The organism is Pseudoalteromonas sp. JC28 (genome assembly GCF_013319255.1).
GTDB lineage: Bacteria > Pseudomonadota > Gammaproteobacteria > Enterobacterales > Alteromonadaceae > Pseudoalteromonas.
Genome location: NZ_QOKX01000007.1, coordinates 468,692 through 487,970, shown reverse-complemented (window position 1 = coordinate 487,970; position 19,279 = coordinate 468,692). Strand labels below are relative to the sequence as shown.

Sequence of the window (19,279 nt, the reverse complement as noted above, 5' to 3'; positions counted from 1 at the left end):
GCCTTTTTATGTTGTATCAGAACCAGAACACTGCGTTACGGCATAATTGCTTCTTTTAAATACTGGAACAGCTCTTTGTAGGCTTTGCCTGGCTTCTCAGCTTTTACTTCTTTACTTGCTTGGCGCGCCATCTGGCGCATTTTTTGACGCTCAAGTTCAGGATACTTATCCAATAGCTCATTAATCTTGCTATCTCCTTTGGCAATCACTTCATCGCGAATAAGCTCAATCTTGTTCAGCAATACGTCTGCTTTATTGTTCTTATTTAGCATCAAATCCATCGCAGCCTGAATCTCTTCGACATTTGGAGTACTACGCAATGTCTTGGCAATGTAGTTCATATGACGACGGTAAGCATCTGTTTTAGCACGGATCCTATCCGCAACAGTCATGGCCTCTTTAAGCTCGTCCGTTAGAGGTAACTTCTCACGCTGCTTCTTGCCAAGCCCTGCAATTTCGCAGCCTAGTTCATGCAACTCAAGCGCTTCGCGCTTAAGCTCGCTTTTTGAAACGTAAATAATCTCTTCTTCGGTCGTTTGCTCGTGTTTAGCCATCGGTCTTGTCTATACTAGTAAATATTAAGGTCTCTAACATTAGAGTATACCACAATTGATCACTACAATAGTTAGTAGCTGTGATAGCATATTAACTAATATGTTTTAGTTAGACGAGCGAGCGGATAAGGTATCTATGACTCAACCTCAACAACACCCTATATATAATCAAATTGATGATGTGAAAAATGCAGTTGCCGATGTGTTAGCGCATGCTAAAAAACTAGGTGCAACCTCGGCAGAAGCGGCGATGTCTAGCACCTCAGGTCTGTCTGTAAGTACACGAATGGGAGAGGTTGAAACCATTGAGTTTAATCAAGATGGTGGTCTTGGTATCAGCGTGTATGTGGGTAATCATAAAGGCTCAGCATCAACCGCGGATCTGAGTCCTGACGCCTTACGCTCTGTGGTTGAAAAGGCCGTAGATATTGCTCGATTTACCTCGGATGACCCCTGGAATGGTGTGGCGGATAAAGCCTTGCTAGAGATGTCACCAGCAGATTTAGATCTTTTCCATCCTTGGCAAGTTTCTCCTGATGAAGCCATTGAGCAATGTATTACTGCTGAAAAAGCTGCGTTAGCATTCGATCCTCGAATCGTGAATTCTGATGGCGCGAGCTTATCGAGCCACCAAGGGATCCGTGTATATGGCAATAGTCATGGCTTAATTGCAGGGTTCCCACGTACCAGACACAGCCTGAGCACCATGGTGATTGGTAAAGAGGGTGAGCAAATGCAACGGGACTCTGCATATGCGTTATCTCGCGTGCACACGGAGCTAAAATCCCCTGAAGAAGTCGGTTTAGAGGCGGCACAATCAACGCTTGCAAAATTAGGCAGTCGTAAGGTGTCAACGCGCAAAGTGCCTGTTATTTTTCGAGCGGATATTGCTAACAGCTTATTTGGGCACTTAGTGTCAGGTATTGGTGGCGGCGCGCTATATCGTAAGTCTAGCTTCTTGTTGGATTCTTTAGACACACAAATTTTTAATCGCTGCGTTAACATTGAAGAGAAGCCACATTTATTAAGAGGGCTTGCTTCGAGTCCTTTCGATAGCGAAGGTGTAAAAACCATCGACCGTGAAATTATCACAGATGGCGTGCTCAATACTTACTTATTGGCAAGCTATGCTGCACGTAGAATGAATATGCAAGCGACAGGTCACGCAGGTGGGATCCATAACTGGTTAGTAAAACCAACACACGACGATTTAACCAGCCTACTTGCGTCGATGGGCACTGGTTTGTTAGTCACTGAACTTATGGGGCAAGGTGTTAATACGGTAACTGGTGATTACTCTAGGGGAGCTGCTGGTTTTTGGGTCGAAAATGGAGAACTTCAATATCCTGTAAGTGAAATTACTATCGCTGGTAATTTAAAAGATATGTTTATGGGGATTGAAGGCGTTGGCGCTGATATTGAATGCCGAGGCGCAGTACAAACCGGCTCTATACTACTCAATAATATGCAAATAGCGGGCGAATAACTCCCTCTCTCAGCTCAAGAAATGCTGGTTTTAACCAGCATTTCCCGCCGTTTCGACACTGTTACTGCTACACTAATAACCAAGTTGCGGTGCCAAGGAATGCAAAGATCCCTACGATATCAGTAACGGTTGTTAGTACCACACTACCAGCTAGCGCTGGATCGATATTCATTTTCTTTAACATAATTGGAATACTGGCACCCGCGATACCCGCTGCGACTAAGTTCATAAACATTGCGAAGGCAATTACAGCACCGAGTGTAAAATCCCACTGCCATATAGCAATAACTCCAGCGATCAAGACAGACCACAGCACGCCGTTTAAGGCGCCGATCGCCAGCTCTTTACCCATTAAAAACTTTTGGTTAGTTTGGTTAATATGACCAAGGGCAATACCACGTATAACTAGGGTTAGCGTTTGGCTACCGGCAACGCCACCCATACTTGGTACTATGCCATTTAACACCGCGAGAATAGGTAAAATATCCAGGGTACCTTCGAAGAAGCTTGCGACAAACGCTGCCATCAAGGCGGTTAAAAGGTTAATCCCAAGCCAAATAGAGCGGCGCTGGCTACTTTTTAGAACTGGCGCAAAGGTGTCTTCTTCATCTTCAAGACCTGCCATACTTAACAAACTGTGCTCGGCATCTTCACGGATGACGTCAACAACGTCATCAATGGTGACACGACCAAGTAAATGGGCGTTATCGTCAACGACGGGAGCTGAGATCCAGTTATGACGCTCAAAAAGCTGCGCCACTTCAGACTCATCCATGGAGATAGGGATCGTTTCCTTATCTTCATCCATCAAATCTCGAACCATACTGTCAGGAGACTTAGTTAATAAGGTATTGACTGGTAAGGCACCCAAGAAACAGTTGTCTTTATCGACAACATATAGCTCATCTGTGCCGTCTGGCAATTCGCCTTTAAGGCGTAGATATCTAAATACAACTTCTAAGGTAACATCGGGTCGAATAGTGACCGTGTCGGTGCTCATTAGCGCACCGGCAGAGTGTTCCTTGTAGGACAAAGCTTGTGTCGCACGTTCTCTATCTTGGCTATCCATCGCTCCGATAACGTCTTTGTAGACGGTATCAGGCAGGCTTCTTAGGACATCACCAAGGTCATCGTCGTCCATGTCTTCTGTAGCGGCGGCGATTAGCTCAGGTTCCATCTGGGCGATGATCCCAAGTCTTACGTCCTCTGACAGTTCCTCTAAGACATCCCCTTGGATATCTGGGTCAACAAGCTGCCACAGCATAGAGCGAACTTTATGAGGGGATGATTCTAAAAGCAGTGCAGTGTCACAAGGTGCTGTTTCTGCGAGCATACGCCTAACTTGAACAAACTGACCACTGTTTAAGGCGTTAGTTACCTTTTGGAGTTGTTCCAGTGTGTAGTCTTGTTCAAATACTTCAGGCATAGGCATCCTTTTTGATATTAATGGTGGCTAACGTGACTAAGTTAACCCTATTCATTTATTTTATCGCAGAAATCAATTTCTTAATTTGAATTTTATTCGTGTTGTTTCTGCTGGTGGGTTGCTATCGTTAATACACGTTAAAGGTGTACGCAACGATAAAGTAGGATTTTCCGGCAACTAGCTTTACTGCACGAAAGAAACCTAAATTGGTATTACAGTGTAACTCAGTTTATTAGGAACTACCAAGGTTTACGCTTAATTATGAGAGACTTATTAGACCACTTTGGTTACGGAGGAGGGGGAGATTAGCAGGGAGTAAATGAATCAGGCCTTATTGTTTTACTGACGATTACTCGGATTCATTAAACTTATTTTCTATCAGTCCGCCAATGGCGTCTAGTGCATACTGAGCATCAGGACCTTCACAAACCACTCGGACTTCTTTCCCTTGGCTGCTTTCAAGTAACAACAGCGCTAGTACGCTGTCAGCAGCAGCACTTTTGTCTCCTTGATATAAGGTCACTTCGGCATCAAATTGGGTTGCTAATTGCGCAAGAACCGTCGCTGCTCGAGCGTGCAGGCCGAGTTTGTTTTGGATTAAAAACGTATCTTCTAACATTTAACCCTCTTGCTCTCGGTGACGAATTTTGACGTTGGGATGGGTTTTAGCAAAACGTTCACCAATGGTTTGCGCTAAGTATACCGAGCGATGTTGCCCACCTGTACATCCTATTGCGATCGTTAGATAACTGCGATTGTTACGCTCTAAGTGTGGTAACCAAGTTTGTACGAAGGTTTGGATCTGCCAAGTAAACTTTTGCACGATGCTGTGACTCGACAAATAGTCTTTGACTGGCTGATCTAAGCCAGTTAGCGGCTTAAGCTCAGGCTCCCAATGTGGGTTGGGTAAAAAGCGCGCATCAAAAACGTAATCCGCTTGTTTTGGGATGCCGTGTTTAAAGCCGAAAGATTCAAAGGTAATAATGAGTTGTTTGTCTTTTTTACCTAAGATTTTTTCGCGGATATCTTCTGCAAGTTGATGAACGCTCAGGCCTGTAGTATCAATGAGAAAATCGGCGCGAGTGATCAGCACGTCTAACAATTCCCGTTCTTTCTTTATCGCAACATCTAATGGAAGATTATGCAGTGAAAGAGGGTGCAAACGTCGTGTTTCTGAGAAGCGCTTTATCAGGGTTTGATCGTCACTGTCTAAATAAAACAGGGTAGGTTTGGCAAAGCCTGGTAAGTATTCAAGAATGTCATTAAACTCGTCCTGTTCTTTAGGTAAGTTTCTAACATCAATACTGACTGCAATTTTATTATAATTGTCCGAAACACTGCGGACTAAAGACGGCAGCAAATTGACTGGAATGTTATCCACACAATAGTAGCCTAAGTCTTCCAATACTCGAAGCGCTACAGATTTACCAGAGCCTGAGCGGCCACTGATAATGATAAGCTCGAGTCCTTTTTCTTCATCACTCATCAAGTTCACCTTGGATCACTGCATATAACTCATCATCACTTTTTGCTTGCCTAAGCATTTTGCAAAAAGACTTGTCTTTGAGTGTATCAGCAATCGCCGCTAAGGTCTTCAGGTGTTGTTGATTATCACCTTCAGGTACGATGAACGCGACAAAAATATCGACAGGCTGCTTATCTATGGCTTCAAACTGGATCCCTTGCTCGCTGACAAGCACCATTGCAAGGATTTTATCCAAACCTTCAAGTCGACCATGGGGAATGGCAATGCCTTTACCGATCCCTGTGCTGCCTAATTTCTCTCGCGCCATTAAGGCGTCCAAGATAGCATGCTGACTGGTATTTGGAATTTGGCTATGAGCCAGTTCGCTGATGTATTCTAAAATACGTTTTTTGCTATTAAAAAGGACCGCAGCTTTACTGCAGTCCTTGTTCACTAATTCACTTAATTTCATCTTAGTGTCGAGTGAGCTTCTCTTTGTGTTTAATAACTTGACGATCTAGCTTGTCGATAAGGCCATCAATTGCGGCATACATATCTTGATGCTCTGTTGATGCAAATAGCTCGCCGCCGTTTACGTGTAATGTTGCTTCTGCTTTTTGTACTAGTTTCTCGACATCAAGGATCACATGCACATTATTGATATGATCAAAGTGCCTTTCTAGCTTCGCAAACTTGTTGGTGACATAGTCTCTTAATGAGTCAGTAATTTCTACATGGCGACCAGTTAGATTTAGTTGCATAAGCATTTTTCCTTCTTGGGTTTTACGTCTTATATCAAGCTTTTACGCTGATTTGACGGTGGAATGGCTAGGGATTCACGATATTTTGCAATCGTACGTCTCGCTACCTTAATTCCTTGCTCAGCTAAGATATCTGCAATTTTGCTGTCACTCAATGGCTTCGCGGTATTCTCTGCAGCTATCAGCTTTTTGATAAGTGCTCTAATTGCTGTAGAAGAGCACTCACCTCCATTTTCCGTACTTACATGGCTAGAGAAGAAATACTTCAGCTCAAATATTCCCCGAGGTGTATGCATGTATTTTTGTGTTGTCACACGGGAAATTGTGGACTCATGCATCTCAACCATTTCAGCAACATCATTTAGCACCATAGGGCGCATTGCTTCGGGGCCATGTTCAAAGAATGCCTGTTGTTGTTGCACAATGCAATTGGTAACTTTTAATAAAGTATCATTTCGGCTTTCTAAGCTTTTAATAAACCACTTTGCTTCTTGTAAATGTGAGCGAATAAACTGACTATCCGTACTGGATTTCGCCGTTCTAGACATCGCAGCGTAATGGTCATTTACTCTTATTTTAGGCATAGCATCAGGATTTAGCTCTACGACCCAACGACCTTTTACTTTTTTCACCGATACGTCAGGGATCACATATTCAGGCTCTTCATGAATAATGCTTGCCGCAGGCTTTGGGTTAAGGCTATGTATTAACGTCATGACCTCTTTGAGATCGGCTTCTTTAAGGCGCGTTTTCTTAGCCAAAGTTCGATAGTCACGGCTGGCAAGCAAGTCGATATGCTCTGTCAGGATCATTTTTGTTTCGGCAATCCATGGGGTATCTGGGGCGAATTGGTTTAGCTGAATGCATAAGCATTCTTGTAAACTACGCGCTGCGATACCGACAGGGTCAAAAAGCTGAATGCGTTTGAGTACGGCTTCGACTTCATCTAGCTCAATAGGCTCTTCGCTATTCTCGTCATTAATGCTTTCTAAAATGTCTTCGCAAGACAGTGTTAGAATGCCTGACAGGTCGACCGCTTCAATAATCGCAATCGCAATAGCTCTATCTGTTGGACTAAATGGTGTCAGTTCGAGTTGCCACATGAGATAATCGTGGAGAGATTCAGAGGTTTCCCCTTGATAAACATTATCGTCATCGGGAAGTGGACCTGAGCTTGCAGCAGGCGCTGCACTCATATACTCGTCCCAAGTGACATCCATGGCAAGGTCATCGCTCACAGTGTCTTTGCTCATGGCGGTATCTGAGTCTATCTCATAGTCACTAACCTGCGTTTCATCGGCTGAATCTTGATTGTCGTCAGCACGGCTCTTTTCTTGGCTGTGTTGGTCAGCGTTTTCGCCGTCAGTATTATCACCTTCTTCCACTTCCAACAATGGATTGCTGTCTAATGCTTCTTGTATTTCTTGTTGCAGATCCAATGTACTAAGCTGCAGCAAGCGAATGGCTTGTTGCAGTTGCGGAGTCATTGTAAGTTGCTGCCCCATGCGCAGCTGTAATGATTGCCTCATGTATCTCTAACAATCCTTTTTAACAGTTATTAATACTACGTCTTAACTATAGCTTGAATTGTTCGCCTAGGTAGACATCTCTTACGGTTTGATCTGCCAAAACATGTTCTGGCGTGCCTGCAGCGATTAACTCACCATGTGAAACGATGTAGGCTTTTTCACATACGTCCAGTGTTTCTCTAACGTTATGATCGGTGATAAGCACACCGATACCACGGTTTTTTAGGTGCTCTATGATTGTCTTTATATCTAACACCGAAATAGGATCAACACCAGCAAAAGGTTCATCTAACAGGATAAACTTAGGGTTTGCGGCTAAAGCGCGAGCAATTTCGACTCGTCTTCTTTCGCCTCCCGACAATGCCATGCCCTGTGAGTCGCGAATGTGTTGAATATTAAACTCATCCAGTAACTCGTTTAGTTCAGCTTCTCTTTCAACTTTAGATAAGTCTTTTCGAGTTTCTAAAATCGCCATCAAATTTTGATAGACCGTGAGTTTTCTAAAGATTGAAGACTCTTGCGGTAGATAGCCAATACCAAGTCGTGCGCGGCTGTGCATCGGTAACAAAGTGATATCTTCGTCATCAATCTGAATATAGCCTTTGTCGCTTGGTACTAACCCTACAATCATGTAGAACGTAGTGGTTTTACCTGCACCATTTGGTCCTAATAAGCCTACAATACTGCCAGCCTGAACACTTAAACCAACATTTTTGACGACCTGACGACCCTTATAACTCTTTGCTAGACCAGTTGCTTTGAGCTCGCTCATTAATTGTTACCTTCTTCCTGCGCTTTTTTCTCTTTAGCGTCTTTTTTGTCATCAACAGGAACAAGGATGGTTCTTACTCGAGAGTCTTCTTGGTCTGAGCGCTCAGCGCTGATCAATTGCTTTTCAATGTCATAGGTGATGACTTGAGCATTGATTTTTTGCCCAGTTTGATTGATTTCAGCATCACCAGAAATCACTAGGGTTCCCTTCGCTACGTCGTAACGGATTTCATTTGCTTTGGCTTCTAGCAAGTTGCCATCGGGTTGACGTTCGCTAAAAGTGGCAGGGCTGCCAGTTGCCACAAGCAGTTGCTTGTTAATGCCAAGTTCCGCGCGACGGTGGACCTCTAGGCGATCGGCATTTATCTTTCTGTTGCCATGAATAATAACAACATTCTGTTCAAAAATACCGATGTTGCTTTGCAGTTGAGCTTGCTGACGGCCAGCATCAATAATGACTTCATTTTGTTCTGCAGCAATTGCTAGAGTAGAACTTGCAAGCAAGCCGATGAAAACTAGTTTGTTAATGATTTTACTGGTCATAATAAATTGTCTTTGTGTGGTTGATGAGTTCGATCACTTGCTTTTGTAGATCCGCATGCAGTCCTTTACCTGTGATCCTAAGACTAGGACCGTTGATAACGACAGGGTGTTCCGACTTCATCAATTTTTGCTTAATTTCAACTCTTACATTATCGGCATTGATATCCGTGATCATGGCGTTAGGCGTTAAATTCTTTGCCAACACATTGCCCTCTAATATCAAGGTGTTGTTTTCGTATAGGGTTGCTTCTAATGCGCTTATTTGCCAATTCTGTTCACCGTTATATAAGGTGAAAATGGGCTTTTCAAAGTGACTAAAGCCAAGATCTTGATACAACTCCATCTTATCAGCAGTTACCTGATAGTTTAATAAGCCATTTTCACTATAGGTCGTTTGCTGAAGCGTGGTTGCAACATAATCGGGTTTAGCTAACGGTTCATCTTCTTTTGCTGGATCCGCCTCTGATGGATTAAACATGGGCGACCACATCCATACCATTAAAGAAGCGAAAACAATGAGTAAGATGACACGCAATACGGTCATGTACTTGATCCTTTGGAAGTCAATAAGTGATTTTGGCTGAGCATTAGAAGATCAGTTAGTTCTCTCACGGCACCAAAGCCACCTGGCATCAAGGTCGTGTAATGGGCGATATGTTTAACAAGAGGATGTGCATCATTGACGGCAACGGCAAAACCAACTCGTTCCATTACGGGTAGATCTGGGCCATCATCACCAATATATGCAATTTCGTCATCATTAAGGTTGAGCTTAGTCTTCAGTTCATCATATGCCACTAACTTGTTTTCTTGACCTTGGTAAATATAAGTTACATTTAAACTAGTCATGCGTTGCTGAACTATTTGTGAATGTCTACCTGTGATAACGGCGACTTCGATACCACTATCAATCAAGGCCTTAATACCAAACCCGTCTTTGGTATTAAATGCTTTCAGTTCTTCACCATTGTTACCAAGGTATATACGGCCATCTGAGAATACGCCATCAATATCGCAAATTAATAATTTGATTTGTTTTGCTTTTTCCCAAGCTTCAGTTGAAATCGTCTGATATAAATCTTCAAATTGCATTACAGCACCCCCGCTCTAAGTAAATCTTGCGTATTCAAGGCGCCAACTGGAATGTTGTTTTCGTTCACCACAATCAAGCCGTTAATCCGTTTGGTTTCCATAATATTGAGTACCTCAGCTGCGAGCATATCGGCGCGTGCCGTCGTACTTTTAGCCGTCATCACTTGCGTGATTGGGGTGGTGTGAATATCGACCTTTTGTTCGATAATACGGCGCAAGTCGCCATCGGTAAAAATCCCTTGTAATTGCGAGCTTTCATCTACGATTGCCGTCATACCTAAACTTTTTGCGGACATTTCAAATAAAGCTTCTTTGACTGTGCAGTGACTATTGACCATAGGGATTGCATCCCCTTGATGCATGACATCAGCAACGGTTAGCAGTAGACGTCTTCCCAAACTACCACCAGGGTGGGAAAGTGCAAAATCATCAGCCGTAAAGCCTCTGGCTTCAAGTAGCGCAACCGCGAGCGCATCACCCATCACTAGCGTAGCTGTGGTGCTGGCCGTGGGTGCAAGTCCTAGTGGGCAGGCTTCTTTTGATACTTTAACACAAAGGTGAACCGTCGCATTACGAGCCATTGTAGAGCTTGGGTTGCCTGTCATGGAAATAACGGGGGCCCCTAAGCGCTTAATTACAGGTAGGATTGAGATCACCTCTTGGGTTTCCCCTGAGTTGGAGATCATCAGTACCACATCATCTTTGGTGATCATACCTAAGTCGCCGTGACTTGCTTCACCTGGATGAACAAAAAATGCGGGGCTGCCAGTACTTGCGAGTGTCGCTGCGATTTTGTTACCGATGTGGCCGGACTTACCCATGCCAATCACGATGATGCGACCTTGACAGCCAAACATAATTTCACAGGCTTTTACAAATTGCTGATCAACAAACTGTTGCACTTCTTCTATTGCTGCAAGTTCGGTAGCAAAAACTTGATTTGCAGAATCAATAAATGGGTTCGTTGTCACAAGGCTTCCTTAAATGATGTAGTAAATATAACCGACGAAGCTTGCGACAAGTATGCCACCTTCCAAGCGGTTGATGCGGCGCTGACCTGTTAAGCTGAGGCTCATTAGGATAAGCAGCAGTGTCGCGCCAAGCATAATAAATATATCACGTGACGCAATATTGGCGTCGAGGACGGATGGGTTAATGATCCCAGCAATGGATAGCACGGCCAATATATTAAAGATGTTCGAACCAATAATATTGCCAAGCGCTAGATCGTCCTCCTTCTTTAGTACGCCAGCAACACAAGCAGCAAGCTCGGGTAAACTAGTACCAACGGCGATAATGGTTAATCCTATTAGCAGGTCACTCATGCCAAAATATTTGGCGATATCAACCGCAGCGCCAACGAGATAGTCTGCGCTAATAGGTAGTAAAATCATACCCACGATTAACCAGAAAACAGCTTTTTGAGTTGGAATATTATTTGGCACTTCTTCACAGGCTTCACTGACAAATGGGTCATCATTATCTCCACCACCACGCTTGGTGATAATGATAAGTGCAAGAAGAAAAGCGGCGAAACCGACTAATAACAAAACACCTTCTACGAAACTAAAGTGGTTATCACTAACGATATACCAAGCTGCCAATGAAACGACGACTAACAGCGGCATTTCGCGGCGCAAAATACCAGAGCCAACGGAGAGTGGCCTTAATAACGCGGTGAGACCCAAAACGAGTAAGATATTGGCGATGTTAGAACCTATGGCATTGCCCACGGCGGTGTCTGTTTTATCTGCAAGAGCGGCTTGCGCAGCAACCATCATTTCTGGTGCTGAAGAACCCATGGCCACGATAGTTAAACCAACAATTAATGTTGGTACACCAAAGTTTCGTGCAAGAGCGGCCGCACCAAAAACAAAGCGGTCAGCACTCCAAACCAGTGCAATAAAGCCAAGAATGAGAATAACAAACGATAAAACCATGAACCTCTAGCCAATAGGATTAAAATTTCGATAGATACTACCAAAAGCGCTCTGGAAAGTATAAGCAAACCGTTACATTTCACTGCTTACAAAATTTTACCAAAACGATTTTCCATCTTGTTTGAAAAAAAAGTATCATACTTGGATGAATATAGTCTGGATCTGGAGAGCGACTTGTCGCAGTCAATTGTAGAAATCAAGGATGTAACCTTCTCTCGGGGTGAAAGGATCATCTACAAAAACATGAGCTTTTCCGTACCAAAAGGCAAAATTACCGCAATAATGGGGCCGAGCGGCATTGGTAAAACCACCATGCTGCGTTTAATCGGTGGTCAGCTTAAGCCTGATAGCGGTGATATTCTTTTTGCTGGAAACAGTATCCCTAACATGTCACGAGCAGCTTTGTATCAAGCTCGAACGCGCATGAGTATGTTATTTCAAAGCGGTGCTTTGTTTACCGATATGAGCGTGTTTGACAATGTGGCATTTCCTCTACGCGAGCATACCGAGTTATCTGAAGAACTAATCCGTTTAGTGGTGCTAATGAAGCTTCAAGCGGTTGGTCTTCGTGGTGCAAAAGATTTAATGCCGGCAGAGCTCTCTGGCGGTATGGCAAGACGTGCGGCTTTAGCGCGTTCTATCGCACTTGATCCTGAATTAATTATGTACGATGAACCGTTTGCAGGTCAGGACCCAATCTCCATGGGTGTTCTAGTTCGCTTGATTAAGTCGCTTAATGAAGTGTTGGGATTATCGTCGCTGATAGTTACCCATGATGTCACCGAAGTACTGAGCATTGCTGACCACGTCGTTATTATTGCTGAACAAGGTGTGATTGGTACGGGAACCCCTGAACAGATGCTTGAACACGAATCGCCATTAGTGCAGCAGTTCTTACAAGGCCTTGCGGATGGTCCTGTGCCATTCCACTTTAAAGCGCCAGATTATCAGCAAGCGCTGTTGCAAGGAGAGTGAGTATGGTCGACTTTTTACAAAAACTAGGCCACAAAACCCTCAGCCGTTTTGCCGCACTTGGCCGTGCCACAACAATGCTTTTTGGGGCGCTATGTAGCTTACCTAATTTCCGAAAAGGCACGCCGCTGTTGATAAAGCAACTTTACATGGTTGGTCATCAATCATTGTTGATTATCATGGTGTCTGGTTTATTTATCGGCATGGTATTGGCATTACAAGGCTATACCGTGTTAGTTGGGTATGGCGCTGAAGATAGCCTTGGACCTTTGGTTGCTTTGAGTTTACTTAGAGAGCTGGGCCCTGTGGTAACCGCACTCTTATTTGCAGGACGTGCAGGCAGTGCGTTAACTGCAGAAATCGGTTTGATGAAGGCAACGGAGCAATTATCTAGTTTAGAAATGATGGCGATAGACCCGCTTAAGCGCGTGGTTGCCCCTCGTTTTTGGGCCGGTTTTATTAGTATGCCGTTACTCGCACTGATATTCTCTGCGATCGCTATTTTAGGCGCACACTTGGTCGGTGTTGATTGGTTAGGCGTAGATTCAGGTAGCTTCTGGTCAATTATGCAATCGCAAGTGTCGTTTCAACAAGACATCTTAAATGGTCTTATTAAGAGTTTCGTATTTGCACTATTAGTAACTTGGATCGCGCTATACAAAGGCTATGACTGTATTCCTACTTCAGAAGGAATAAGTAAAGCGACGACAGAGACGGTAGTACATTCTTCACTGGCTGTACTTGGCTTTGACTTTGTATTAACAGCGGTTATGTTCTCAAGTTAAAAGGTTTTAAAAATGAATACACGGAAAATAGAAATTTTAGTTGGGTTGTTCGTGGCATTGGGCATTGCTGCATTTGTTATGTTGGCGCTAAAGGTGGCTAACTCAGGTTTAAGCGGCAACGGTGAAACTTACACTTTGCATGCTAAGTTCGAAAATATAGGTTCGTTGAAAACTCGTGCCCCAATTAAGGTGGGTGGGGTTGTGATTGGCCGTGTTGATGGAATTCACATCCATCCACAAGAGTTCGTGCCAGTAGTTTCAATGAGTTTAGATAAAAACTACGAGTGTCAGTTTTCCGATACGTCGTCGGTTTCGATTTTGACGTCGGGCATTTTAGGTGAGCAGTATTTAGGTATTTCTCCGGTTATTGCTGCTGAATCTGCGAAGCAAAAATGTCTTGGTCAGGAAGTAACGAGTGAAGATAGCGTTGATCTTGAGTCTCTTTTTGGTGTGGAAACAAAAGCGCTAAAAGACGGTGACATGATCACAGATACAAAATCGGCACTGGTATTAGAAGAGCTAATTGGTCAGTTCCTATTTAATCAAGGGAGCGAGTAAATATGTTAAAAAACATCTATGCAAAATGTCTGACTTTGTTTGTAGCATTGATGGCTACCGCATTGGTTCAGGCGAAAGAAGTGGACTCAAGCGATCCTTATAAAATGGTAGAGCAAGTTGCGGCGCAAACTTTTCAGCGTGTTACGAAAGAGCAAAATATCATTGAAAAAGACAAAGAACACTTACGCGTTATCGTAGAAGAAGAGCTCTTGCCTTACATTGATTACAAATATGCTGCGTATCGTGTATTAGGTTCTTATATTCAAAAGGTTCGCAACATTGAAAGTAAAGAGGAGAAAGCCGCTGCTGTCGAGCATATTAGAGAGTTTATTGAGGTATTCAAAAATTACTTGGTAGCGACTTATGCTGGTGTATTTACTCAATATAAAGACCAAAAGGTAGAATTTGGTGAGCATCGCCCATTTGAGAATGAGGCTGTGGTGGTTGTTAAGACCAAAATTGTAGAATCAGGTAAGCCTGATATCAAAATTGATTTTAAAGTTAGACGCGGGCAAGACGGTGACTGGCGTGCTTTTGACATGATGGCGGAAGGCATTAGTTTACTAGATGCCAAACAATCGGAGCTACATGGTATTTTGCGTCAGCAAGGTATTGAACATGTGATCCAACTGTTAGATAAGAAGAGCAAGCTTCCGGTGCAATTTAGAGGGGATGATGGTGACGCCTAATATTTCATTCACCGAAAGTAAAGGTGAAATCGTGTTAACTGGTGAGCTTACGAGAGCGAGTTTACCAAGCGCACTGAAACAGTCGACCATCGTTCAAGTGTTGAAAAATGCACAATCAACCGTCTATTTTAACCTTTCTGAGGTGACAAGGGTTGACACCGCGGGCTTAGCTTGGTTAATTCACTCTTTAGGTCAATTGAAACAGCGCGACATTCGTCTCGAGCTGAAAAATACGCCTGAGCAACTACAAAATTTAATGGAGTTGGGACAGGTGACAACCCTATTTGAGTGAGTCTAATGGAAACAAATCAAGTCGAAACTTTATTGAGAGATACACTATCGCTTGACGAGATCATCGTCAAAGCTAATGGTAGTCACTACGAAGTCATTGCTGTTGGAACGTGTTTTGACGGATTAAGAAGGCTGAAAAGAGAACAGCTGATCTACGGCCCACTGATGGATACTATTAAAGACGGCACTATGCATGCTGTTAGTATTCGTGCATTCACACCTGATGAATGGCAAAAAGAGCGCAAATTTATTCTTCCACAATAACGGAGTGCCGCAATGGATCAGTTTGTTATCCAAGGTGGCACCACTTTAGCCGGTGAAGTCACTATTTCAGGGGCTAAAAACGCAGCCCTACCTATTTTATTCGCCGCTCTGCTTGGCGATGGTAAAAGCCGTTTTTCTAATGTACCGCACTTACGCGATATAGGTACCACTGAAGCCTTATTAAAAACACTGGGCGCTGAAGTTGAGTGGGACGGCGATATCTTAGAAATCAACGGAGCAACGGTAAATAGCGTGCTTGCACCTTATGAACTCGTTAAGCAGATGCGTGCGTCGGTACTCGCGTTAGGCCCATTAGTCGCAAGATTCGGTCAAGCGCAAGTTTCCCTACCGGGAGGCTGTGCGATTGGTGCTCGTCCAGTCGATCTGCATATTTCAGGCCTTGAGAAGATGGGCGCCAAGATCAAAGTTGAAAATGGTTATATCCATGCGGTAACCGAAGGTCGTCTTCGGGGCGCTGAGATCTTTATGGAAACCGTCAGCGTTGGTGCTACTGAAAACTTACTGATGGCTGCAACCCTCGCCGATGGTAAAACTGTGATAGATAATGCTGCGCGAGAGCCAGAGATTATTAACTTAGCTGAATGCTTAGTTGCCATGGGTGCCAAGATCAATGGTGCAGGCTCTAGCCGAATTGAGATAGAAGGCGTTGAGCGTCTTAATGGTTGTGAGCATAAAATCCTTCCTGATCGCATCGAAACAGGGACCTTTTTGGTTGCTGCGGCAATGGCAAAAGGCGAAGTACTATGTAAAAACACGGATTATCATAGTCTTGAACCTGTGCTTGAAAAGCTACGTGCCGCCAATGCTATTGTTGAGGTAAGTGAAGACAGTATTTATGTGGATATGCGTCAACGCGCTTTGAAAGCCGTTAATATTAAAACCATGCCACATCCTGGCTTTCCAACAGACATGCAAGCTCAGTTTACCGCATTAAATGTGGTAGCTGAAGGTAGCGCGACAATCACAGAAACTATCTTTGAAAACCGCTTTATGCATGTGCCAGAGTTACAGCGTATGGGCGCGAATATTCGTTTAGAAGGCAACACTGCAATCTGTGGTGAGACAGAGTCGTTATCTGGTGCACAGGTAATGGCAACCGATTTACGCGCTTCAGCGAGTCTTATCCTAACGGGTATTGTTGCAACAGGCGAAACCATCGTAGATCGCATCTATCACGTTGATAGGGGTTATCAGAAGATAGAAGATAAGCTAAGCCGTTTAGGTGCAAATATAAAACGCCGTAAAACCTGAGCATAATTAAGCAAATTGGTAAAAAACGAAAAGCGTCTTCCGGGACGCTTTTTGCTTAACCTTTTTGCCTAATATAACCCTGTTTCGAGTTCAGCGACTTCCACCGTAATAGTGAGGCGCTGACCACCTCTGAGTACTTCAAATTCGAGTTTAGTGCCAGGCGCGGTATTGCCTATCGTCTTCAGTGTACTTTGCGGATTAGTCACAGGCTCTCCACCTACTTTAACCACAATATCATGCTCTTTCATGCCAGCTTGCCATGCGGGACCTAGCGGGTCTAATTCGCTCACAGCAAGGCCGACAATTGGTGTGTAGAGATCCGTTACACTTTTACCTGTATTATCAACTGGCGTGCCTCTAAAGCCGAGATAGCCCCGGATCACTCTGCCATCCATAATAAGTTTATGCATCACGTCCAGTGCAAGATCATAAGGGATCGCAAAAGAGATACCTTGGATATCAATATTCAAACGTGTGCGAAATTGTGCAGAGGTAATGCCAACTAGTGCGCCATTAGAATTGACAACGGCACCACCTGAGTTACCAACATTAATCGCGGCATCCATTTGCAGCAAATTATTGAATTGGCTTTCCGTGAGTGTCTGTTTGCCTGTTGCACTGATAATGCCTTGCGTAATGGTTTGTCCAATGTTCAACGGATTACCAATTGCGAGCACCACATCCCCAACACGTGGTGAGTAGTCGTGATCGATAGGAATGACAGGCAAATTCTCGGCTGGAATTTTTAATAAAGCTAAATCGGTGATGGTGTCATAGCCTATCAGTTGCGTATCGCTATATTGGCGGCCATCAGGAAGAAGTACAATGATTTGGTCGGCATTGTTCACCACATGATAGTTTGTCAGTATGTAACCATCTCGGCTCATAATAACACCAGAGCCAAGCTCTCTAACCGTATTTTGGCGCTGGTATCTTGGCTGATTGCTAAAGCCCTCGGAAAAAATCGTTACGACCGCTGGAGCCGTTTTTTCTACAGCATCAGCAAAACTCATATGATGGGCCTGAATATGTGGGGCCTCAAGTTTTGGCAAGTTATCCCTCAGCTCAGGATTAAACCAAATGATGATAAAAGCGATCCCAAGTCCGGCAAGCAGCGGTGGAAAAATGAATTTAATTAATTTGAACACAAGAGCTTATATTTATCGTTATCTAATACTGCTAATAATGACACAAAAAAAAACACAGCGACAAGTTTCGCTGTGTTTCATTTTTAATATTTGTCGATTTCGTTACTGAATGAGGTAGAAAACCGTCTCGCGATCGCGTTTAATCCCTAGTACGATATTGCCTTTAATACCATTAATTAGTTTAGACATCTCTTTAACGCTAGTGACACGTTGGCGATTCACTTGCATGATCACATCGCCTTCTTCAAGGCCAACACGTGCAGCTGGTGAGCGAGGCTCTACTGAGGTAATGACGACACCTTCATTGCCATTGCGCTCGCCACTCTCTAGTACCGCGCCTCGTAGGTTTGGATGTACATCCTCTGCATTCGCCTGTTCTTCTTGCTTACCACCAAGCTCTACGTCGATAAACTTGGTTTTGCCATCACGGTAGACACCAAGTCGTACCTCACGACCTTCACCCATGGTAGCCACTTTACCGTGGAGTTCATTAAAGCTTTCAATGTCGTCGCCGTTGAGGCTGACAATGACATCATTGGCTTTCAGACCCGCTTTGTCCGCTGCTGAATCTTCCACCACGCGCATGACATAAGCACCGCGCTTGACATCAAAGCCTTGTGCTTTAGCAAGACCAGCATCTAAAGTACGACCCAAAATACCCAATGAACCGCGACGAACTTCTCCGTACTCAACAATTTGATCCACTAGGTTTTTCATCATGTTTGATGGAATAGCAAAGCCGATCCCGACATTACCGCCAGACGCGCCTAAAATAGCAGTGTTAATACCAATGAGTTCGCCGTTTAAGTTAACTAGCGCACCACCTGAGTTACCTTGGTTGATTGCCGCATCTGTTTGGATAAAGTCTTCATAGCCTTCGATATTTAAGCCGCTACGGCCTAGTGCACTGATTATTCCTGAGGTGACGGTATGACTTAATCCAAATGGGTTACCAATAGCAACGGAAAAATCACCTACTCTCAACTTGTCTGAATTAGCGAGTTTGATTTCTGTTAGGTCTTCGCCGTCGATTTGTAGTAATGCGATATCGGATTCGGCGTCGCTACCGATTAATTTAGCTTCAAACTCTCTGCCATCCTTTAAGGTGACAAGCATTTCGTCTGCATCATCAATAACGTGATTGTTTGTAACGACATAACCTTTATCTGCATCGATGATGACACCTGAGCCGAGGCCGCTAAAAGGGCGCTTTTGGCTACGAGGCTGCGGTTGTCCAAAGAAAAAGTCGAAAGGGTCGACACGGCGACGCACTTCTTTAGCACCTTTTACTTGGATACTAACAACGCCCGGGGCGACCTTTTCTAGCATAGGTGCTAGCGTTGGTAATTGCTGGCCGTCTACGGCAACAGGAAGTTTGGCCATGCTTTGCTGCGGTAACAGCAATAAGCTAGAAGAAAGTAAAGCGGCCGATAACAAAGATAGTTTAAATTTCATAGTCGTGAAGTACTCCGCTATTAGCGTTAATATAAGTCATAAGAGGCTGATAACTAGCCTCTTATTAGGGCCTGTTGACCTTTGCTGTTTGATTTTTGTTCTTCTGAGTGTGTTTTGGTCGCGGCGCTCGACTTGCCGCCTAGTAATCTAAGCAAAAGTTGAGCAACAATGAACAAAGCGCACTCAGGGGAACCCAAAGGGCAGCGCTTGATTGGCATTTCTACTGTGTTATCGCCTGACTTACATAGAAAAACTATGCTACACAGGCTCTGCCTTGT

General features: G+C 44.0%; 23 protein-coding genes. 8 read left to right on the top strand and 15 right to left on the bottom strand.

Translation table 11 applies throughout. The features are described 5' to 3' along the window. Positions 1 to 35 precede the first annotated feature (35 nt). The gene (gene yjgA / locus DS891_RS17640) at positions 36 to 554 is read right to left on the bottom strand and encodes a ribosome biogenesis factor YjgA (protein ID WP_174170499.1); all 519 of its coding nucleotides are present in this window, start codon (positions 552 to 554) and stop codon (positions 36 to 38) included. A gap of 136 nt (positions 555 to 690) precedes the next feature. Here yjgA and pmbA point away from each other — a divergent pair, with 136 nt between their 5' ends. Continuing rightward, the gene (gene pmbA, locus DS891_RS17635; RefSeq protein WP_174170498.1) at positions 691 to 2,040 is read left to right on the top strand and encodes a metalloprotease PmbA; all 1,350 of its coding nucleotides are present in this window, start codon (positions 691 to 693) and stop codon (positions 2,038 to 2,040) included. Between the two features lie 67 nt (positions 2,041 to 2,107). Here pmbA and mgtE read toward each other — a convergent pair whose 3' ends face one another. The 12 genes from mgtE to DS891_RS17575 form a co-directional block, all read right to left on the bottom strand. Beyond that, positions 2,108 to 3,466, bottom strand: coding sequence for a magnesium transporter (gene mgtE / locus DS891_RS17630; protein WP_174170497.1), 1,359 nt, complete (start codon positions 3,464 to 3,466; stop codon positions 2,108 to 2,110). A gap of 349 nt (positions 3,467 to 3,815) precedes the next feature. Beyond that, the gene (locus DS891_RS17625) at positions 3,816 to 4,085 is read right to left on the bottom strand and encodes an HPr family phosphocarrier protein (protein ID WP_010376658.1); all 270 of its coding nucleotides are present in this window, start codon (positions 4,083 to 4,085) and stop codon (positions 3,816 to 3,818) included. Beyond that, on the bottom strand, positions 4,086 to 4,952 hold the full coding sequence (rapZ, locus tag DS891_RS17620; RefSeq protein ID WP_010605937.1) for an RNase adapter RapZ: 867 nt from the start codon (positions 4,950 to 4,952) through the stop codon (positions 4,086 to 4,088). Continuing rightward, positions 4,945 to 5,403: a PTS IIA-like nitrogen regulatory protein PtsN gene (ptsN, locus tag DS891_RS17615; protein ID WP_010605936.1), complete on the bottom strand. Its 459-nt coding sequence runs from the start codon at positions 5,401 to 5,403 to the stop codon at positions 4,945 to 4,947. Before ptsN ends, rapZ begins: the two co-directional genes overlap by 8 nt. 1 nt (position 5,404) lies before the next feature. After that, the gene (gene hpf / locus DS891_RS17610) at positions 5,405 to 5,692 is read right to left on the bottom strand and encodes a ribosome hibernation promoting factor (RefSeq protein WP_010376661.1); all 288 of its coding nucleotides are present in this window, start codon (positions 5,690 to 5,692) and stop codon (positions 5,405 to 5,407) included. A gap of 29 nt (positions 5,693 to 5,721) precedes the next feature. Beyond that, on the bottom strand, positions 5,722 to 7,221 hold the full coding sequence (locus DS891_RS17605) for an RNA polymerase factor sigma-54 (RefSeq protein ID WP_102055981.1): 1,500 nt from the start codon (positions 7,219 to 7,221) through the stop codon (positions 5,722 to 5,724). A gap of 46 nt (positions 7,222 to 7,267) precedes the next feature. After that, positions 7,268 to 7,993: an LPS export ABC transporter ATP-binding protein gene (gene lptB, locus DS891_RS17600; protein WP_010605934.1), complete on the bottom strand. Its 726-nt coding sequence runs from the start codon at positions 7,991 to 7,993 to the stop codon at positions 7,268 to 7,270. After that, positions 7,993 to 8,535 carry a lipopolysaccharide transport periplasmic protein LptA gene (gene lptA, locus DS891_RS17595; protein WP_010605933.1) on the bottom strand — a complete coding sequence of 181 codons (543 nt, stop codon included), beginning with the start codon at positions 8,533 to 8,535 and terminating at the stop codon, positions 7,993 to 7,995. Before lptA ends, lptB begins: the two co-directional genes overlap by 1 nt. Beyond that, positions 8,525 to 9,079, bottom strand: a complete 555-nt coding sequence (gene lptC, locus DS891_RS17590) for an LPS export ABC transporter periplasmic protein LptC (protein WP_010605932.1) — start codon at positions 9,077 to 9,079, stop codon at positions 8,525 to 8,527. Before lptC ends, lptA begins: the two co-directional genes overlap by 11 nt. Then, positions 9,076 to 9,627, bottom strand: coding sequence for a 3-deoxy-manno-octulosonate-8-phosphatase KdsC (kdsC, locus tag DS891_RS17585; protein ID WP_010605931.1), 552 nt, complete (start codon positions 9,625 to 9,627; stop codon positions 9,076 to 9,078). Before kdsC ends, lptC begins: the two co-directional genes overlap by 4 nt. Continuing rightward, positions 9,627 to 10,598, bottom strand: coding sequence for a KpsF/GutQ family sugar-phosphate isomerase (locus tag DS891_RS17580; protein ID WP_010605930.1), 972 nt, complete (start codon positions 10,596 to 10,598; stop codon positions 9,627 to 9,629). Before DS891_RS17580 ends, kdsC begins: the two co-directional genes overlap by 1 nt. A 9-nt stretch (positions 10,599 to 10,607) precedes the next feature. Continuing rightward, positions 10,608 to 11,567 (bottom strand): calcium/sodium antiporter, encoded by a 960-nt coding sequence (locus DS891_RS17575; protein ID WP_010605929.1) that lies wholly within the window; start codon positions 11,565 to 11,567, stop codon positions 10,608 to 10,610. 174 nt (positions 11,568 to 11,741) lie between these two features. Between DS891_RS17575 and DS891_RS17570 the strand changes: the two genes are divergently transcribed. The 7 genes from DS891_RS17570 to murA are packed head-to-tail and all read left to right on the top strand — an operon-like array spanning position 11,742 to position 16,398. Beyond that, positions 11,742 to 12,542, top strand: a complete 801-nt coding sequence (locus DS891_RS17570) for an ATP-binding cassette domain-containing protein (RefSeq protein ID WP_010376674.1) — start codon at positions 11,742 to 11,744, stop codon at positions 12,540 to 12,542. 2 nt (positions 12,543 to 12,544) lie between these two features. Continuing rightward, positions 12,545 to 13,324: a lipid asymmetry maintenance ABC transporter permease subunit MlaE gene (gene mlaE, locus DS891_RS17565; protein ID WP_010376675.1), complete on the top strand. Its 780-nt coding sequence runs from the start codon at positions 12,545 to 12,547 to the stop codon at positions 13,322 to 13,324. 12 nt (positions 13,325 to 13,336) lie between these two features. Then, entirely contained in the window at positions 13,337 to 13,882 is a 546-nt protein-coding gene (gene mlaD / locus DS891_RS17560; protein ID WP_010376676.1) for an outer membrane lipid asymmetry maintenance protein MlaD, read from the top strand. A 2-nt stretch (positions 13,883 to 13,884) separates the two neighbouring features. Beyond that, positions 13,885 to 14,571: a phospholipid-binding protein MlaC gene (locus DS891_RS17555; protein WP_010605928.1), complete on the top strand. Its 687-nt coding sequence runs from the start codon at positions 13,885 to 13,887 to the stop codon at positions 14,569 to 14,571. Further along, the gene (locus DS891_RS17550; RefSeq protein WP_010376680.1) at positions 14,558 to 14,863 is read left to right on the top strand and encodes a lipid asymmetry maintenance protein MlaB; all 306 of its coding nucleotides are present in this window, start codon (positions 14,558 to 14,560) and stop codon (positions 14,861 to 14,863) included. The genes DS891_RS17555 and DS891_RS17550 overlap by 14 nt, the downstream gene beginning before the upstream one ends. A 5-nt stretch (positions 14,864 to 14,868) precedes the next feature. Further along, positions 14,869 to 15,126 carry a BolA family protein gene (locus DS891_RS17545; RefSeq protein WP_010605927.1) on the top strand — a complete coding sequence of 86 codons (258 nt, stop codon included), beginning with the start codon at positions 14,869 to 14,871 and terminating at the stop codon, positions 15,124 to 15,126. A gap of 12 nt (positions 15,127 to 15,138) precedes the next feature. Beyond that, complete coding sequence (gene murA, locus DS891_RS17540; protein WP_010376684.1) at positions 15,139 to 16,398, top strand: UDP-N-acetylglucosamine 1-carboxyvinyltransferase; 1,260 nt, start codon at positions 15,139 to 15,141, stop codon at positions 16,396 to 16,398. Positions 16,399 to 16,466: 68 nt separating this feature from the next. Here the strand turns inward: murA and DS891_RS17535 are convergent, their stop codons facing one another. Continuing rightward, positions 16,467 to 17,546: a trypsin-like peptidase domain-containing protein gene (locus DS891_RS17535; protein WP_174170496.1), complete on the bottom strand. Its 1,080-nt coding sequence runs from the start codon at positions 17,544 to 17,546 to the stop codon at positions 16,467 to 16,469. 102 nt (positions 17,547 to 17,648) lie between these two features. Beyond that, positions 17,649 to 19,001 carry a DegQ family serine endoprotease gene (locus DS891_RS17530; protein WP_102055985.1) on the bottom strand — a complete coding sequence of 451 codons (1,353 nt, stop codon included), beginning with the start codon at positions 18,999 to 19,001 and terminating at the stop codon, positions 17,649 to 17,651. Positions 19,002 to 19,279: the final 278 nt, after the last annotated feature.

Excerpts from the sequence above, each read along its gene's own strand:
- yjgA (WP_174170499.1), bottom strand. The coding sequence starts at position 554 with ATGGCTAAACACGAGCAAACGACCGAAGAAGAGATTATTTACGTTTCA.
- pmbA (WP_174170498.1), top strand. The coding sequence starts at position 691 with ATGACTCAACCTCAACAACACCCTATATATAATCAAATTGATGATGTG.
- mgtE (WP_174170497.1), bottom strand. The coding sequence starts at position 3,466 with ATGCCTGAAGTATTTGAACAAGACTACACACTGGAACAACTCCAAAAG.
- DS891_RS17625 (WP_010376658.1), bottom strand. The coding sequence starts at position 4,085 with ATGTTAGAAGATACGTTTTTAATCCAAAACAAACTCGGCCTGCACGCT.
- rapZ (WP_010605937.1), bottom strand. The coding sequence starts at position 4,952 with ATGAGTGATGAAGAAAAAGGACTCGAGCTTATCATTATCAGTGGCCGC.
- ptsN (WP_010605936.1), bottom strand. The coding sequence starts at position 5,403 with ATGAAATTAAGTGAATTAGTGAACAAGGACTGCAGTAAAGCTGCGGTC.
- hpf (WP_010376661.1), bottom strand. The coding sequence starts at position 5,692 with ATGCAACTAAATCTAACTGGTCGCCATGTAGAAATTACTGACTCATTA.
- DS891_RS17605 (WP_102055981.1), bottom strand. The coding sequence starts at position 7,221 with ATGAGGCAATCATTACAGCTGCGCATGGGGCAGCAACTTACAATGACT.
- lptB (WP_010605934.1), bottom strand. The coding sequence starts at position 7,993 with ATGAGCGAGCTCAAAGCAACTGGTCTAGCAAAGAGTTATAAGGGTCGT.
- lptA (WP_010605933.1), bottom strand. The coding sequence starts at position 8,535 with ATGACCAGTAAAATCATTAACAAACTAGTTTTCATCGGCTTGCTTGCA.
- lptC (WP_010605932.1), bottom strand. The coding sequence starts at position 9,079 with ATGACCGTATTGCGTGTCATCTTACTCATTGTTTTCGCTTCTTTAATG.
- kdsC (WP_010605931.1), bottom strand. The coding sequence starts at position 9,627 with ATGCAATTTGAAGATTTATATCAGACGATTTCAACTGAAGCTTGGGAA.
- DS891_RS17575 (WP_010605929.1), bottom strand. The coding sequence starts at position 11,567 with ATGGTTTTATCGTTTGTTATTCTCATTCTTGGCTTTATTGCACTGGTT.
- mlaE (WP_010376675.1), top strand. The coding sequence starts at position 12,545 with ATGGTCGACTTTTTACAAAAACTAGGCCACAAAACCCTCAGCCGTTTT.
- mlaD (WP_010376676.1), top strand. The coding sequence starts at position 13,337 with ATGAATACACGGAAAATAGAAATTTTAGTTGGGTTGTTCGTGGCATTG.
- DS891_RS17555 (WP_010605928.1), top strand. The coding sequence starts at position 13,885 with ATGTTAAAAAACATCTATGCAAAATGTCTGACTTTGTTTGTAGCATTG.
- DS891_RS17550 (WP_010376680.1), top strand. The coding sequence starts at position 14,558 with ATGGTGACGCCTAATATTTCATTCACCGAAAGTAAAGGTGAAATCGTG.
- DS891_RS17545 (WP_010605927.1), top strand. The coding sequence starts at position 14,869 with ATGGAAACAAATCAAGTCGAAACTTTATTGAGAGATACACTATCGCTT.
- murA (WP_010376684.1), top strand. The coding sequence starts at position 15,139 with ATGGATCAGTTTGTTATCCAAGGTGGCACCACTTTAGCCGGTGAAGTC.
- DS891_RS17530 (WP_102055985.1), bottom strand. The coding sequence starts at position 19,001 with ATGAAATTTAAACTATCTTTGTTATCGGCCGCTTTACTTTCTTCTAGC.